Genomic DNA, 16,261 nt, shown 5'->3' on the forward strand with positions numbered 1-16,261 from the left:
GACGTGTAGTTTCCAAGTAGTCCACCACGAATTTCCCGGTCCCTGGCGCGGCCCGGCCCCGATTTTCCGCGCTCCATCGCAGGTTGTTCCCATCCGCCGACGCGACGCGATAAGCTTTGCGTATGGACAAGGTTCTGACATTTCTTCGCAATTTCACCTGGCAGCGCATTCTGCTGGCCATGGTGTTGACGACGGTCGCCACGGCGATCATCAAGCCTTATTTTTCCTACAACGTCGCCTTCTGGTATCTCTGGCTGCGATTGTTCATCGTTGCCGTGGTGATGCTGACCACTTATATCGTCATCGGTGTGGCGCACGCGTACATTCAGCCAAAATGGGTAAAACTGGTGCAGGCGCAATTCGTCGCGCTGGTGGTGGGCGCGGTCATCGGCACCATCACCTCGGGACTCGTCATCGGACGCTCGCTGAGCGAGATGGTGACGAACGAAGCAATCTTCTGGGGCATGGTGATCTTTGCCGGCGCCGGTGTCGCCATCGGTGTGCTGGCGGCAACCTTGCTGGTCTACCGCGAACAGGCGGCGCGCGCGGCAGCGGAAGTTGCCAAGGCCGATGCGGAACGGCATGAACTGGAAAAGCAGGTACTCGAGGCCCGCCTCAAGCTGATGCAAGCGCAGATCGAACCGCATTTCCTGTTCAATACCCTCGCCAACGTGCAACACCTGGTGGAATCCAATCCGCCACTTGCCTCCCGGACCCTGGAAAGCCTTATCACGTATTTGCGCGCCGCCTTGCCGGAGATGCGCGAAGGCGGCACCACGCTGGGCCGCGAGGCCGACATGGCGAAGGCATACCTGGAAATCCAGCAAATACGCATGGGACCGCGTCTCCAGTTGTCAGTCGATGTACCCGTTGAATTGCGCGCCGCGCCGTTCCCGCCCATGATGTTGCTGACGCTGGTCGAAAACGCCATCAAGCATGGTATCGATCCCTTGCAACAGGGCGGTGAAATTCGTGTGCAGGCGCAATCTGCCGGCACCGGAATGCTCGATGTCAGCGTGGCCGATACCGGCCAGGGACTATCGCATTCAGTCGGCATGGGCATTGGACTGCGAAATATCCGCGAGCGGCTGAAGGCGCTTTATGGAAAGAATGCCAAATTGACGCTGGAAGAAAATACACCGCGCGGCGTGGTGGCGCGGATTGAAATTAAGCCGGATACGGGCGGTACTTGAAGTGGTGACTGCATTAATAGCCGATGACGAACCACTGTTGCGCGAACAGCTCAGGTCGCGACTGGGCAAACTCTGGCCGGAATTAGAGTTGGTCGCCGAGGCCGTGAATGGCGCCGAGGCGCTTGCGCTGTTCGAAGCGCACGAGCCTGACGTGGTGTTTCTCGATATCCACATGCCGGTCATGACCGGACTTGAAGCGGCGCGCCTGATCGGGCGGGGCCGCAGCAAGCGGGCGCACATCGTTTTTGTGACGGCCTACGACGAATACGCGGTCGAAGCGTTTGAGCGCGGCGCGATCGACTACGTGCTGAAACCCTTCAACGAAGCACGATTGACCGAGACCGTGACGCGTCTCAAGGAGCGCCTTGAGTCAAAAGAAAATTCAGCCAATGCAAAAACCAGTCAACCGGACCTGGCGAGCGTACTGCGAGAGCTCACCCATCGGATGGGTTTACCCCCGGAGCCATATTTGCGATGGATCAAAGCCAGCGTCGGCCAGACCGTGCGGTTGATCCCGGTCGATGACGTGCTGTATTTCCAGTCCGATGAAAAATACACGCGCGTCGTGCTGGAGGATTCGGAAGTGTTGATCCGGAAGCCCATCAAGGAACTGCTCGCGGAGCTCGATCCGAAACAGTTCTGGCAGATTCACCGCGCCACGGTGGTGAACACCCGTGCCATTGCCGGCGTGGTGCGAGGAGAGCGCGATCAGGCCGATCTCAGGCTCAAGGGCCGCAGCGAGACGCTCACGGTCAGCCGCAATTTCACGCATCTTTTCAAGCAGATGTAGGCACGGAGCGCTGAGAGGCAGGTTGGCGTAGTCGGCCGCAAGAAAGAGCGATAGGGCCTGTTCGCGAAATGCGTAAACACAAGCACTGGCGCGGCGTTTCAGGCAAAAAATGGCCACAACCCGCGCCAGCGCTAGAGTTTTGCAAAACACATACCAGTTTACGCTCTTGAGCGCCCGGCGCCCCTCCGCGCACCCGGTTTCCAGCGCGGTTGCCTGCAATCCATCCCGTCATTTCTGCAATCCGCCTGTCGCGCGTTGAATGCACCGTCTCGTGTCCCTATGCTGTATTCATGCGGTGAAGCGCGCACATCCCGCGCGGACCCTCGCGTAAACTGATAAAAATCGAGTCAACATGTTCAAAGCCTTCGGAAACTTCATACACCGCACTCCCTGGTGGGCCATGATCCTGCTGGGGTTTTCGACCCTGCTGCTGCTGGTGCTGTTTTCCACGCCGGTTCACGTCATGCGCCTGTCGGACAGTGGCGCCACGCCGGAAGAGCGGCGCGCCATCAAGCGCGAGATCGATCGCGCCGTGGGCGACAGCGCGCTGAATGTCGCCGAAGGCATCGTCGGCGCCATCAAGGATCGTTCGAGCGATCCGGCGCGGCAACAGGAGCTGGCGCACGCGCTTTCCGAAATCGCCCAGGCGCGCAAGGAAATCCTGAGCGCCCAGCGCGAAGCGACGAATGCGGCGACGGAAGTCATCCGTGATGCCCGGAATGCCGCACTCGACGCCGCAAAAGATGCGGCGGAATCGGCGCTTGAAGCCGCTCGCGACGCGCGCGAGGCCGTGGAAGAAGCCAAGCGCGATGCCACGGAGAAACTGAAATCCTCCGGCGCCGACACCACCGCGGCACTCAAGGCCTTCGACGACATGATTAAGGCCGCGAAAGAAAAAGAGCAGGCGATGAAAGATGCCGTCAAGAAGGTTGACGACAGCAGGAACCGCAGCATGTCGATCGGTGTAAATTCGGGTGGCGGCCTGACCATCGACATCAAAACCGACGACGGTTCGGCGAAACCCGGCGTGACGACGAGCGTCGACGAAAACGGGGTGCACAAGCAGATCACGATCCCCTTGCCGCCCGCCCCGCCGGCGTCCGTGGCATCTGGCGCCAGCAAGGTTCCGCCTGCGCTGAAAGCGCCTGGTGCGCCCACAACGCCCACAGCGCCCGCAACGCCCGCCAAACCGGGCAGCGACGGTGGCGTGAATTTCGATGGCCATATCGGCGGCGCGCGCATCAAGGGCAATATCGACATTGGCGACGATGGCAAGGTGGCGATCAACATTCCGCCCACGCCGGCCGTGCCACCCCTGCCGCCGCTGTCGGCGGAACTGCGCGATGATATCCATGCAAAAGTTGCGGGCGATGTTTACCGCATCGGCGTGGGATCGGCGCTCGTGCTGACCTTCATTCCGATCTTCATCATGTTGCTGGTGGCGAAATATTTCATTGACCGCTCGCGCCGTGCGACCGCCTTTGCCGAGCAGAAGAAACAGGAAGCCGACGTCAGTAACGTCAACCGCCAGATCACCGAGGCACGCCTGCAGACCCTGCAGGCGCAGGTGGAACCGCATTTTCTCTACAACACCCTGGCGAATGTGCAGGCGCTGACCGAGGTGGATCCCGCCGCGGCGAACCAGATGACGGGTCACCTGATCCAGTACCTGCGCTCGTCCCTGCCGAAGATGCGCGAGAACACGTCGACTGTTGGCCAGGAAATCGAATTGGTGCGGGCGTATTTGAATATTCTCAAGATGCGCATGGGTGATCGGCTGGCGTTCGATATCGATTGCCCGGCCGATTTCGCCGGCATCAACTTTCCGCCGATGATGCTGCCCTCGCTGGTCGAGAACGCCATCAAGCATGGACTGGAACCGCAGCGCGAAGGCGGGCGCATTGACGTAGTCGTGCAGCGCGTGTTTATGGCCGCCGGCGACCGGATTCGCGTGATGGTGAAAGATACCGGTCGCGGGCTAACCGATGCACCGACGCAGGCGGGCGGTGGCGTGGGGCTGTCGAACATTCGCGAGCGGTTGATTGCGATTTATGGCGATGCTGGAAAGCTGACGCTGGAATCGAATGACCCGAAGGGCGTGATTGCCTCCATCGAAGTGCCTGTCGAAACCGGCAATGCCGGCGCGAACGGTGCCTACTCCGCAGGCGCTGCGCCAGCCAGTGTGATGAAGCCCGCGCCCAAGGGATGGTGGGGCCGCACGCGCCATGCCGTGGCGGCCACGCATGGGGTGTGGGCGAAGGTGATGTCGGTCACCTTTATCACGTTGATGATTGCGCTGGCCGTGGTATTTGGTCTGGCGCTTGCCGGCCTCTATACCGGTATGTTGCCGATACACATGGGTGACCTTCACCTGGCAGGGCTGGAAGGCATGGCGCTGGGCACCGTTGGCCTGCTGGTCGGTTTTGGCGCCGTGGCACTGGTATTGGTGATCGTGGTGGGCGTGCTGTATGGCCTGGGGCTACTGTTTGCCGGATTGATCGTCATCATCCCGCTCATCGTGCTCATTTCCTCCATCCCCGCGCTCGCGCCTTTCATCCTGATTGGCCTCGCCGTGTATTGGTTCTGGTGGCGGAAGCGCGACAAAAAGAAGAACATCACGGATGATTTGTAAGGCTCGCCGTGATGGCTCGGGATGCGCGACAATAGGCGTCGAGCGGGCCGCTGAAAACCACAGGCACTAAATCATGACGACCGAAATCACTGCGATCATCGCTGAAGACGAACCCATCCTCCGCGCCCAGCTCAAGGCCAAGCTCACCAAGCTGTGGCCGGAGTTGAAAATTCTTGCCGACGTCGGTGATGGCGAAGCCGCACTTGAGGCGATCGCAGAGTTGAAGCCCCGCCTTGCGTTCCTCGATATCCAGATGCCGGAAATGACCGGCGTGGAAGTGGCGAAAAGTCTCGCCGCCAATCGCGAGATCAAATGCCACGTCGTATTCGTCACCGCCTTTGATCAATATGCCGTGGAAGCCTTCGATACCGGCGCGATCGACTACGTGCTGAAACCCTATAGTGACGAACGTTTACAGACGGCAATTACCCGCCTGCAGGAGCGGCTCGGTGGTTCGCTGTCAGCGGGTGAACCCCAGAATCTCGAAGCGCTGGTCGCGCATCTGTCCGCCAAATTGAATCCGCAAGCGGAAAAACTCAAGTGGATCAAGGCCAACATCGGCTCCAATCTGCGTTTGATCCCGATCGAGGATGTGCTGTTCTTCCAGTCGGACGAAAAATACACCCTGGTCGCCACCAAGGAATTCGACGCCCTGATCAAGACACCGATCAAGGAAATCCTCGACGGAATCGATGCCGACAAGTTCTGGCAGATCCATCGATCCACCATCGTCAATGCCGCCGCCATTGAAGCGGTGTCGCGCGATTTTCGCGGGCAGGCGACGGTGAAGGTCCGGGGACGCAAGGAAAATCTCACCGTCAGCCGGCCGTTCTCGCATCTGTTCAAGCAGATGTGACGCGGCGGGAGAGGCTACTCCCAGCGTTTGGAAACACCAATCAGCCCCGCCACCCAGCGCGCCAGACCATACGCAAACCATGACTGCGCGCGTGCCGAGAGTGAGCGCTTGTGCCAGTCTTCAACCTTGCAGGTAATGGCGCCCGCATCGAGTTCCGCCATCACCGATTCGCGCAACTGCCGGGCAAAGTCACCATCAAACACCGCCACGTTGGCTTCACGATTTAGGAACAGGCTGAAAGGGTCCAGGTTGCTGGAGCCTACGGTGGCCCAGGCGTCGTCAATCACGGCGACCTTGGCGTGCAACATGCTCTTTTGATATTCGCAAATGGTGATGTTGGCGCCGAGCAGTTGTGCATAGAGTGCGCGTGTCGCCATCTGCAACAGCGGATGATCCGCGCGTCCTTGCAGCAGAAGCGTTACCTGGACACCTCGTTCGGCCGCTTCGATCAGCCGCCGGCGCAGGCGCCTTCCCGGCAGGAAATACGCGCAGACGATCAGTACACTGGATTGCGCGCGGGTGATTGCCTGCCGGTAGAGCGCCTCGATGGCATGGCGATGACGAAAGTTGTCGCGCACCACGAACAGTGCGCGGTGATTCCCGGCGGGGGCCGGTTCCATCGGCAAGGCGGGTTCGACGGCGAGCTTACGGCGAAAATGTTGCAGCGCCACCCACTGCCAAAGCTGGTGGACGGATTTATAAATATTCGTGAGCAGCGGGCCTTCTATTTTCACCGCGTAATCGAGCCGCGGATGTTCCGATAGCGAATCGGTCATGTCGTCGATGAGATTGAGGCCGCCGACAAAACCAACCTTGCCATCGACGAGCGCAATTTTTCGATGATTGCGGTGCAATCGCGTCTTGCGGAAGTGGAACAGGCGATGGTCGGGGCGAAATACCATCAGGCTGATACCGGCGTCGCGCATCGCGTCAAAGAAAACCGGTGGCGTGCTCTTCGAGCCGACGCCGTCGATCAAAACCTTAACCGCGACCCCGCGCACGACTGCGCGCGCCAGCGCCTTGGCGATGCTGGTGCCGGATGCGTCATCGCGAAAAATGTAAGTCTCGATGCAGATATCGACGGCCGCGGCATCGATAGCGGCAATCAGGGCCGGAAAGAATTCCGTGCCGTTTTTGAGGAGCGTGATCTGATTGCCGGCAGTGATATTCACGGCTTGTTCGCAGGCAACTTCCGGCTAAGCGTGACCGACAGGCCGGCATGGTCGGACATTCCCCGCCATTTGTTGCCATCAACCATGCCTTGCAGGCGCTGTGCTTGATGCACCACCAGTCCACGCACATAAATGCGATCCAGCGTCAGCATCGGCATGAACGCCGGAAACGTACGTGCGGGTTTTCCGTGGGTGAGCTCGAAGGCTTCTTCCAGCCCCAGCTCGCGGAACAGGCTATCGCTGACGCCGCTCTTCTTCGCGCGCCAGTCGTTGAAATCGCCCGCAACGATCAGCGGTGAATCGCGCCCGCTGCTTGCGCGCAGGAATTCCGCCAGCCGTTCGATTTGCATGGCCCGGCTGCGTTGAAATAGCCCCAGATGCACGCACACGCAGGTGAGCGGTGTCGCCCAGCCGGGAATGTCGATGCGCGCCATGAGGTGCCCGCGACTCTCGTAGCGATGATGCGAGACGTCCTGATTGGTCCAGTTGATGACCGGAAATGCCGACAGAATGGCGTTGCCATGGTCGCCATGAAGGTGGCTGGCGTTTAGGCCGTAGACGATGTCGCGATAGCGGCCTTCGGCCAGATGCTCATGCTGCGGCAGATCGGGCCAGTCGACAAAGCGCGCCTTGTTACCAGCGTGCGCACCCTGGACTTCCTGCAGCAACAGGATATCTGCTTTGAGCGCGTGCAGTTTATCGCGCACTTCATGGATGACCAGTTTGCGGTTGAGCGGGGACAGGCCCTTGTGAATGTTGTAGGTAGCTAAGGTGATGCGTTTGGTCACGATGATCTTACGTGGTCGGTTTCATTGCCAAACGGCGCGGAATTTCCAGTATCGCGTCGCGATTGGTATAGGAAAAGCACAGCGGCGCGGCTTTGTCATAAGGCAGCCAGACATGCTGTAAGTGTTCGTGCGCGCTCAACGTCACCGGCACTCGATCTGACAACCGCAAGCCGAATACGTTCTCGGTGTTGTGCGTCACGTCCGGTGCATAGCGGTGACGCCAGATCGCGAAAATTTCGTACACGTTCTGTTTTTGCCAGTTTTCCAGGGAATATGGCGTTGCATCAATGCCGGTCTCTTCCTGCAATTCGCGCATCGCCGTCTGCTCGAGTGTCTCGCCCTCATCCTGACTGCCGGTGACGGATTGCCAGTAGCCGCGATGATCCGCGCGTTCGATCAGCAGCACTTCCAGCTTGGCGGTGTAAATCACGATCAGGGTGGAACGGGGAATCTTGTAGGGCTTTTGCATGGCATGCTCGCGGCGGATGCTTTCATTGTATCGGGCGTGGATAACTTCGGCTGATAAAATGTTGCTTTAAGCGTCCTCATTTCTGTGTCAACTCCTGCATCGCATCACGTATCCCGCGCGGATTACATTCGCGGCGCCCTGTGGGGCCTCTCCGCGATCTCCATCTGGGTCGGCTGGATTCTCTATACGCGTGTCGGCGTGACCTCGGTCGTCTCGAAAATGTCGCCTTACGATCTGGTCGCGCTGCGTTTCACCTGCGCGGGCCTGGTGATGTTGCCGATTGTGTGGCGCAGAGGGTTCGCCATTGAGCGCATGGGTATCGTCAACTGGCTGCTGGTCGTGTGTGGCGCAGGTGTGCCTTACGTACTGCTTTCCTCAAGCGGGCTGCAGTACGCACCTGCCGCGCAGGCTGGCGCGCTTATTCCCGGCACGTTGCCACTATGGACGGCATTGCTCGCGCTGATTTTCCTCAAGGAGCATATCTCCGGCGTGCGCCGTATCGGTCTGGCGTTGATTCCGATCGGCATTGTTACCATTCTCGGCGCCGGCTTGTTCCACTTTGAAACCGGCCACTGGCGAGGCCACTTGTTGTTTATCGGCGCTTCCGTGACCTGGGCAATCTTTACCGTCGCCATGCGACACGCCGGCCGCGCGGGCCTCGATGCGATCCATGCTGCCGCCATCGTCTCGGTGGGTTGGATGGTAGTGTACGTGCCAATCTACCTGCTGTTCTTGCCACATCAACTTGGCCCGACGCCGTGGTCGGCCATCATCGGCCAGACGCTCTTCCAGGGCATTGTCGTGTCGATTGTGTCGCTGGTCGCCTTTACACGCGCGGTAAGCATCCTCGGTGCCTCCCTGGCGGCAAGCTTCGCGTCACTGGTGCCGGTGCTGGCTATGCTGGCGGCCATTCCGTTGCTGGGAGAAATCCCCGGCAACAGCGATGTGCTGGGAATCGCCGTGATTACGGTCGGTGTGTTTCTGGCCTCGGGCGCTTACGTAGCCTTCGGTTGGAGTGAGAATCGCGAACCGTCCGCGACAAAGTAACAAAGGTCCCTGTCGTAATAGTGTCCCATACCCCGTCGCTCGAGCCCGGATTTCATCAACACGTTTTGCGACGCCGCGTTATCCGGGTGCGTGAGCCCGACCACGCGATCAAGTCCCAATTCAAGTATGCCGTATCGGACGAGAGCACTTGCGCCTTCGGTCGCGAGCCCACGGCCCCATGCGGATTTGGCGAGTCGATAACCCACCTCTACTTCCACTGTCTTGGGAATGTAGATCAGCGCGAACACGCCGACAAATTTGCGCTTGGGCTTTTCCTCCGCAATCCAGAACCCCAGCCCGGGAAACAATTCATAGACCCGTTGCGTGCGAATGATCGACGCCAAGGTCTGCTCGCGCGTGCGCAGCGAGCCATCGCCGATGTAACGCATCACTTCCACGTTACTGTTCAGCCGATCGAGGCGGTCAAGATCGTCGCGGTTATAGCGACGCAGGATCAGGCGCTCCGTTTCGAGCAGGGTCTGGCGGGTTTGCGGGATGAGATTGAGTGCAGTCATATTTCGACGAAAATCCTTATTGGAAGGCATCAGGCACGCGTGGACTCGACGTAAATGTGGCCGTCACACTACGCCCTCATTCTCGCGACAATCTCCGACGACCCGGAGAACCACGCGTGCGGCATGTGTGGTGTCCGGTGTGCACCGATGGCATTGCCGTTTGCATCAATGCCGATAAAGCCGACATCCGCATCGAAATCCCGGCCGAGGCCATCGAGTACGGCGTCGATCGCCGCCTTGAGGCCCATGCCTTTCTCGACGTTATCGGAAATCTGCCGGCAGGCCAGCGCGCGAATCACGTATTCACCCGTGCCGGTTGCCGACGATGCCGCGAGCTTCGACGCATACGTCCCGCATCCTGGTAATGGCGTGTCGCCGACGCGCCCGACGAGCTTCATGGTCACGCCGCCGGTCGAGGTACATGCGCACAGGATGCCGCGTGAATCCAGCGCCACCGCGCCAATCGTGCCGCCGGCATATTCGGGATGGCGCATCAGGAAATCGCGAATCTTCATCGCTCCCTTCCCACCCTTGCCGACCGCCACTTCCAGCTTCGCTCTCTTGTCCTGCCAGTCGGCCTTGCGCGCGGGGGTGATTGGGTCATGGTCCGCGTGCCCCATCACGCGCGCGAAACGCTGGGCACCGTCGCCCGCGAGCATCACGTGGTCGGTCTGCTCCATCACCTGCCGCGCGACGAGAATCGGATTCTTCACCCGCTGGATGGCCGACACCGCGCCGATCTGTGACGCGTCGGACAACATCACACACGCATCCATTTCAACGAAGCCATCGAAGTTGAGTACCGCACCGGTGCCCGCATTGAAGATGGGATTGTCTTCCAGCACCACAGCGGCGGCACAGGCCGCATCGAGCGCGCTGCCGCCCGCTTCAAGAATTTTGCGGCCCGCCGCGACCGCAATCGTTGTGCCGTTGATGGCGTCGTCATCCGAGCCGGGCCGCCAGCTCCCCGCGCCGCCGTGGACGATCAAGGCAATGGTCATTTGGTGCTTTCGAGAGTTGAAGCACGGATTATAAGGGGCGGTCGCTTGAGGTCGAAAGCGAGGCGCCGGCGTGACGATTGGTCGGAAAAACTCAAGCACTGGTGCGCCTTCCAGCCACTTTATGCCAGAACTGCCGCTCCAGTGCTTGAGGTTGAGCGGGGATTTCGATCCGCATGCGGATTGCCCGCGAGACGGCTGCCCCATGCAGGGGGCAGCGCGACCTGCAAGGGTTGTCTGCCAGCAATAACCTGCAAACGGTTCCAAAAGGTGTGCATACTCAGTTTACTTTCTCACCCAAGAAAACTAGCACGTGTCGATGATTGAACCCTCCGCGCAACCCAAACCAGGATCACGATTGAAGCGAAACTTGCTGATCGCCGTTGTCGTCGCCCTGTGCGCGCTCGTAATTTTTCTGCTTTGGCCGCGAGCGGATGTGGCGTCTGACCGTCCGGGGGCCGTCCCGCAATTCGCAGCGAGTGCCGAACATACAGCCGCACCTGTCGCAACGCTGGCGAAACCGCCATCTGTCGCGCTCTCGCCAGCGTCGCGCTCGGCTGAATCCGACTGGGAAAAACTGCGCGCCAGAATCATGGCGTTGTTGCAAGGAAAAAGGGTTGAAGTCTGCGGATTGTCCGATCTGGACGCGGCGCTCTTTCTCGCTGAGCAGGTGGAACAAGATGGGCTGACGCGCAACCACAGCGAGATGGGCAAAGGCGCGGCAAACGCGGCTTTGTCCGCAGCGAGCGCTAAACTGATGCAAAGCAATTCACTGCGCGATCAAGCGTTGGGCCTGTATGTGCAGGCGCGCCAGGCCGAGTGGGCCGCGATAGATGAGGGCATCAAGGCCAAGCGCTGCAATGGTGACATGCGGTGTGAAAGTGACGCGTGGGAGTGGAAGCCGCAATTGAGAGCGGCGGTCGCCGAAGCGCTGGCAAAAATGGCGTTGAATGAACGTGATCCCGCGATTTATGCGACCGCGATCTATGCCTGTGGCAATACACCAATTGATGCGTGCTCCGCCATCAGCTACATCGGTTGGGCGCGGATTGACCCTGACAATGCGGCGGCATGGTTGATGGTGGCGAATGAGGCCGTCAGACAAAAGGATTTGGCGACGCGGGATGAGGCCATGCGCCGTGCCGCAGCCGCCAGCGGTTACGACTTTCGCCTTCCGTCGCTCGCCACGTTGTTTGAAGCGGAGGTGGTGAAAAATCAACCGCCGCTGGTGCGGGTCACTGATCGCCAGATCACTTCTCGGCATGGCTTCCTGGCAGTCATACGCGGCGCTGAACAACTATTGCGTGCGCGCCCCATCCGAGGACCCCGCGCGCGAAAACGTTTGCGATGCACTTGCGAAAAATGCTGTTGGACAAAGGAGTTTCTTTAGCGGGCGCGCCATGGCGATAATATCGGCGAAAAAATCGGCTGGGACGCGGCGCGATTGCAGACATTGCGCGATGAATCCGTGGTGGAGTTTGCGCTGGCGCTCGACGACGGACCTGACCGGGAATGAATACAGTTGCGAGAGTCTCGCGAAAAACATTCAATTGACTCAAAAAGTACTCTCGAAAGGCGACCGGGCCATTGCCCTTGAACGTATCGCCAAGAGCGGCAAGTCGATTACCGAACTCGTCGAGGCGTATCGCAAGACAAATCCGGAATTGTTCAAGTAACAGAGGCTGACGACGTGATCGACAGCGGGAGGAAAGTAAACTCCAGCACTGGTGCGCCTTTCGGGTCAAAAATGTCCCGGGAAGCGCTCCGGTGCTGGAGTTTGTTATTTTTTCCCAGCAGGCTAATGCAGGTCGTGGCTTCGTGCGCCTAATCGTTCCGCAACTTGATATGCAACTCCCGCAACTGCTTGTCCGTCACCTGCGACGGCGTGTCGATCATCAAATCCTGGCCGCGCTGCGTTTTCGGGAACGCGATCACGTCGCGGATCGAATCCCACTTTTCGCACATCATCGTCACCGAGCGATCCAGGCCGAAGGCGATGCCGCCCATCGGCGGTGCGCCGTACTCGAGGGCATCAAGCAGGAAACCAAACTTGGCGCGTTGATCTTCGGGTGAAATGCCCAGCACCTTGAATTGCTTCTGCTGCAATTCGGGATTGTGGATCCGCACCGAGCCGCCGCCGAGTTCCCAGCCGTTCATTGCCACGTCGTAAGCCTTGGCCAGCACCTTGGAAGGATCGGTATCCATCAGCGCGATATGCTCGTCCTTTGGCGCGGTGAACGGGTGATGCGCGGAAGCGTAGCGCTGGTTTTCCTCGTCGTATTCGTACGCCGGAAAATCCACCACCCACACCGGTTTGTAGCCGCCGTCGGCAAAGCCTTTTTCGTGACCGAGCTTCATGCGCAGCGCGCCCAGCGTGTCGTACACCACCTTGGTTTTGTCGGCGCAGAAGAAAATGATGTCGCCGGTCTTGGCGTTACATGCCGCGAGAATCTTGCCGAGCGTTTCCTCGGACAGGAATTTCACGATCGGCGATTGCAGGCCTTCGGCGCTGAGTTTGGTCGCGTCGTTGACCTTGATGTAAGCGAGCCCTTTCGCGCCGTAAATCGCGGCGAAGGTGGCGAGGTCATCGAGTTCCTTGCGGGCGAACATGGTGTTGCCGCCCGTGAGGCACAGCGCGGCAACCTTGCCGCCCTTGGCGTTGGCGGCATCGACAAACACCTTGAATCCGGAGTCCTTGACGATGTCGGTCAGCTCGGTCAGTTCCAGTTTCACGCGCAGATCAGGCTTGTCCGAACCGTACTTCGCCATCGCGTCCGCATAGGTGATGCGCGGGAAGTCAGGCAGGTCCACGCCGACGCCGGCTTTCCACATCGCCTTCACCAGGCCTTCCATGATGTCCTGGATTTCGCGCTCGGTGAGGAATGAGGTTTCGATATCGATCTGTGTGAACTCCGGCTGGCGATCGGCGCGCAAATCTTCGTCGCGGAAACATTTCACGATCTGGTAGTAACGATCAAAACCCGCCACCATCAGCAATTGCTTGAACAGCTGCGGCGATTGCGGCAGCGCGTAGAAACTGCCGTCGTGGATGCGCGACGGCACCAGAAATTCGCGCGCGCCTTCGGGCGTCGATTTGTAGAGGAACGGCGTTTCGATATCGATGAAGCCCTGCGCATCCAGATATTGACGCACCGCCATGGCGATGCGATAGCGCATGCGCAGGTTCTTTTGCATCACGTCACGGCGCAGATCGAGATAGCGATACTTGAGACGCACTTCCTCGTTGATGTTGTCGTCATCGATCATGAACGGCGGGGTCAGCGAGGCGTTGAGTATTTCCACGTCCGAAGCCAGTACTTCGATCTCGCCGCTTTTCAGGTTGGTGTTGATGGTGCCGTCCGGGCGTGGGCGAACCTTACCGATGACTTTCAGCACGAATTCCGTGCGGGTCTTGTCGGCCGTCTGAAACGCCGCCGCGGTGTCCGGGTCGATGACCACTTGCACCAGGCCTTCGCGGTCGCGCAGATCGATGAAGATCACGCCGCCGTGGTCGCGACGCCGGTGCGCCCAGCCGAACAGCGTGACTTGTTGTCCGAGGTATTGCTTGTCGATGAAGCCGCAGTAGTTGGTTCTCATGGCACAAATATCCAAAGTGGTGTCATCCCGAGATAAGTAGAGGAGGATGGCAAGAAAGTGGGGGCGATCGCGTGCGCGATCAGCGAAAAATCAGGGCCGGGCGCCGTTGCAATCTTGCGATTACAACGGCTTCGTATTGGGGTCGGTGCCGGATTTTTTCATCTCGGCCCCGTTGCGGTGATTGGGATTTTGTTTTGGATTGGGCCGCGGCGGCTCAGCGACACCCATGGAAATAATGTATTTCAGCGCCTCGTCCACGCTCATCTTCAGTTCGAGCACTTCCGACTTGGGCACGATCAGAAAAAATCCGGCCGTGATGTTCGGGGTGGTGGGCACGAAGACCGAATAATTTTCGCGGCCAAGGTGGTCGGTCACTTCATGTTGCGGCTCGCCCGTCAGCAGCGCCACTGTCCACGTGTCGTGCTGCGGGTAGCGCACCAGTACGGCTTTGCGAAACGCCTTGCCCTCGGGCGAAAACAACGTGTCGGAAATCTGTTTCACGCCACCGTAGATCGAGCGCACGATCGGGATGCGTTGCAGCACCGAATCCCACCAGATCAGCATTTTGTTGCCGAAGAAATTGGCGGCGACCACGCCAGTCAGCAGCACGATGGCCACGGTCAGGAATACGCCCATGCCCGGTACGTGAAACCCCAGCCACGCTTCGGTCTTGAAACTGGCCGGCAATAGCAGCAGCGACTGGTCCATCAAATCGATAAGCAGCTTCAGCACCCAGCCGGTAATGACCAGCGGGATCCACACAAGCAAGCCGGCGATCAGATATTTGCGCACGGGATGATCCTTGATGATCATTCGCTGGACGCGGCGACAGGCTTTGCCGGCGCGGAACTGGATGGAGAAGCCGCGGGCGTGGAGGGGCGCCGTGCTGGCGGCGCCCGAATCAGCCTTTGTCTCGCTCTTGGTATCGGTGGTGGTTCCTTTCTTCGTGTCGGCGGTGGCCGGCGCGGTCTTGCTGTCTGGTTTGCTGTCCTTCCCGACGCTGGCGCCACCTTTGAAATCCGTCACATACCAGCCGCTGCCCTTCAGTTGAAACTGGGGCGCGGTGACTTGCTTCGAATATGTGGACTTGCCGCAGGCAGGGCAATCCGTCAGCGCGGCGGCGCTCATTTTTTGCAAAACATCCTGGGTGTTCCCGCAGGACGAGCATTTGTACGCGTAAATCGGCATGGCTCGCTTTTAGAACGAAATTGGACTGAATAGAACACTTCAGAAAAAAATGCACCGCGAATGCACGCGGTGCAATGACTAACTTGTCATTTTAACACAAGGACTTAGCGCGCTTGTGCGGTGCCGCAAAAGCGATTATTTAATCACGATTTTGTCGAGCCCAGGCGGTGGGTCCGGATACCGCATTTTCAGGTTGCTCAGTACGCTCACCAGCACCGAAGATACATATAGGTCGCGTACCCATTTGCGATCCGCCGGCACGACATACCACGGCGCGTGCGGACTCGAGGTGGCATTGATGGCGGCTTCATAGGCGCGCTGGTAGTCGTCCCATTTTTCGCGCTCGGCCAAATCGCCCGGATTGAATTTCCAGGTTTTTCCGGCGTCGTCCAGGCGATCCTGTAGCCGTTGCTTTTGCTCGCCTTTGGAAATGTGCAGGAAGAATTTGACGATGATCGTGCCTTCTTCAACCAGCATCGCCTCGAAATCGTTGATCTGCCGCAAGCGCCGTTTCGCGGTGCGGTCATCGATCCAGCCGTGCACGCGCGTGATGAGCACATCCTCGTAGTGGCTGCGGTTGAATACGACGATCTGGCCCTTGGCCGGCACGCGCGCATGCACGCGCCACAGGTAATCGTGATCCAACTCCTCGGCGGTCGGCGCCTTGAAGCTCGCGATGTCCACGCCTTGCGGATTGACGCCGGAAAATACCTTGCGAATCACGCCATCCTTACCGCCGGTATCCATCGCTTGCAAGACCACCAGCACCTTGTGCTTGTGCTCGGCATATAGCACGTTCTGCAATTCCACCAGCTGCGCGTTCAGTTGCGTGAGCAGTGCGATGGTCGCGTCCTTGTCGCCCTTGAAACCGCAGGTCGACGCCGTATCGATGCTCGCCAGCGTAGTCTTGCCGTTCGCGATGATCGGGCGAATGTTCTTGATGCTGGAGGATTCGGAAGTTTTTGCCATGGTGAATGCGCACTCCGCGTGAAAGGTTGGGGCAGGAAAGTGGGAAG

15 protein-coding genes are annotated in these 16,261 nt (G+C 59.3%); 7 read left to right on the forward strand and 8 right to left on the reverse strand.

Going from position 1 to position 16,261, the window contains the following annotated elements; all coding sequences use genetic code 11:
* The first annotated feature begins 122 nt into the window (after nt 1-122).
* From IPP88_04940 to IPP88_04955, 4 genes are all read left to right on the forward strand, one after another.
* Entirely contained in the window at nt 123-1,193 is a 1,071-nt protein-coding gene (locus tag IPP88_04940) for a histidine kinase (protein MBL0122086.1), read from the forward strand.
* Nucleotide 1,194: 1 nt separating this feature from the next.
* Nucleotides 1,195-1,983 carry a response regulator transcription factor gene (locus IPP88_04945; protein MBL0122087.1) on the forward strand — a complete coding sequence of 263 codons (789 nt, stop codon included), beginning with the start codon at nt 1,195-1,197 and terminating at the stop codon, nt 1,981-1,983.
* A 352-nt stretch (nt 1,984-2,335) separates the two neighbouring features.
* On the forward strand, nt 2,336-4,615 hold the full coding sequence (locus tag IPP88_04950; GenBank protein ID MBL0122088.1) for a histidine kinase: 2,280 nt from the start codon (nt 2,336-2,338) through the stop codon (nt 4,613-4,615).
* Between the two features lie 73 nt (nt 4,616-4,688).
* The gene (locus IPP88_04955; GenBank protein MBL0122089.1) at nt 4,689-5,471 is read left to right on the forward strand and encodes a response regulator transcription factor; all 783 of its coding nucleotides are present in this window, start codon (nt 4,689-4,691) and stop codon (nt 5,469-5,471) included.
* A gap of 14 nt (nt 5,472-5,485) precedes the next feature.
* On the opposite strand, the gene clsB is transcribed toward IPP88_04955, so the two are convergent.
* Genes clsB through nudB form a run of 3 tightly spaced genes read right to left on the reverse strand, consistent with a single transcriptional unit; the run spans nt 5,486 to nt 7,900 of the window.
* Nucleotides 5,486-6,643, reverse strand: a complete 1,158-nt coding sequence (gene clsB, locus IPP88_04960) for a cardiolipin synthase ClsB (protein ID MBL0122090.1) — start codon at nt 6,641-6,643, stop codon at nt 5,486-5,488.
* Nucleotides 6,640-7,431 (reverse strand): endonuclease/exonuclease/phosphatase family protein, encoded by a 792-nt coding sequence (locus IPP88_04965; protein ID MBL0122091.1) that lies wholly within the window; start codon nt 7,429-7,431, stop codon nt 6,640-6,642. The genes clsB and IPP88_04965 overlap by 4 nt, the downstream gene beginning before the upstream one ends.
* A 7-nt stretch (nt 7,432-7,438) precedes the next feature.
* Nucleotides 7,439-7,900, reverse strand: a complete 462-nt coding sequence (gene nudB / locus IPP88_04970) for a dihydroneopterin triphosphate diphosphatase (protein ID MBL0122092.1) — start codon at nt 7,898-7,900, stop codon at nt 7,439-7,441.
* A gap of 84 nt (nt 7,901-7,984) precedes the next feature.
* On the opposite strand from nudB, the gene IPP88_04975 reads away from it, so the two are divergent.
* A complete protein-coding gene (locus IPP88_04975; protein ID MBL0122093.1) occupies nt 7,985-8,947 on the forward strand; it encodes a DMT family transporter in 963 nt (320 codons plus the stop codon).
* Here the strand turns inward: IPP88_04975 and IPP88_04980 are convergent.
* A complete protein-coding gene (locus IPP88_04980) occupies nt 8,896-9,492 on the reverse strand; it encodes a GNAT family N-acetyltransferase (GenBank protein MBL0122094.1) in 597 nt (198 codons plus the stop codon). The genes IPP88_04975 and IPP88_04980 overlap by 52 nt on opposite strands.
* 38 nt (nt 9,493-9,530) lie before the next feature.
* Complete coding sequence (locus IPP88_04985; protein MBL0122095.1) at nt 9,531-10,463, reverse strand: isoaspartyl peptidase/L-asparaginase; 933 nt, start codon at nt 10,461-10,463, stop codon at nt 9,531-9,533.
* A gap of 316 nt (nt 10,464-10,779) precedes the next feature.
* Between IPP88_04985 and IPP88_04990 the strand changes: the two genes are divergently transcribed.
* A complete protein-coding gene (locus IPP88_04990; protein ID MBL0122096.1) occupies nt 10,780-11,850 on the forward strand; it encodes a hypothetical protein in 1,071 nt (356 codons plus the stop codon).
* 10 nt (nt 11,851-11,860) lie between these two features.
* Entirely contained in the window at nt 11,861-12,136 is a 276-nt protein-coding gene (locus IPP88_04995) for a hypothetical protein (protein MBL0122097.1), read from the forward strand.
* Nucleotides 12,137-12,284: 148 nt separating this feature from the next.
* Here the strand turns inward: IPP88_04995 and aspS are convergent, their stop codons facing one another.
* The 3 genes from aspS to IPP88_05010 all read right to left on the reverse strand — a co-directional run bounded on the left by aspS (nt 12,285) and on the right by IPP88_05010 (nt 16,214).
* Nucleotides 12,285-14,057: an aspartate--tRNA ligase gene (gene aspS / locus IPP88_05000; protein ID MBL0122098.1), complete on the reverse strand. Its 1,773-nt coding sequence runs from the start codon at nt 14,055-14,057 to the stop codon at nt 12,285-12,287.
* A 120-nt stretch (nt 14,058-14,177) separates the two neighbouring features.
* Nucleotides 14,178-15,245, reverse strand: a complete 1,068-nt coding sequence (locus IPP88_05005; GenBank protein MBL0122099.1) for a DUF502 domain-containing protein — start codon at nt 15,243-15,245, stop codon at nt 14,178-14,180.
* Between the two features lie 135 nt (nt 15,246-15,380).
* Nucleotides 15,381-16,214, reverse strand: a complete 834-nt coding sequence (locus IPP88_05010) for a polyphosphate kinase 2 family protein (protein MBL0122100.1) — start codon at nt 16,212-16,214, stop codon at nt 15,381-15,383.
* Between the last annotated feature and the right edge of the window lie 47 nt (nt 16,215-16,261).

It is taken from the genome of Betaproteobacteria bacterium, assembly GCA_016720925.1.
Classification (GTDB): domain Bacteria; phylum Pseudomonadota; class Gammaproteobacteria; order Burkholderiales; family Usitatibacteraceae; genus UKL13-2.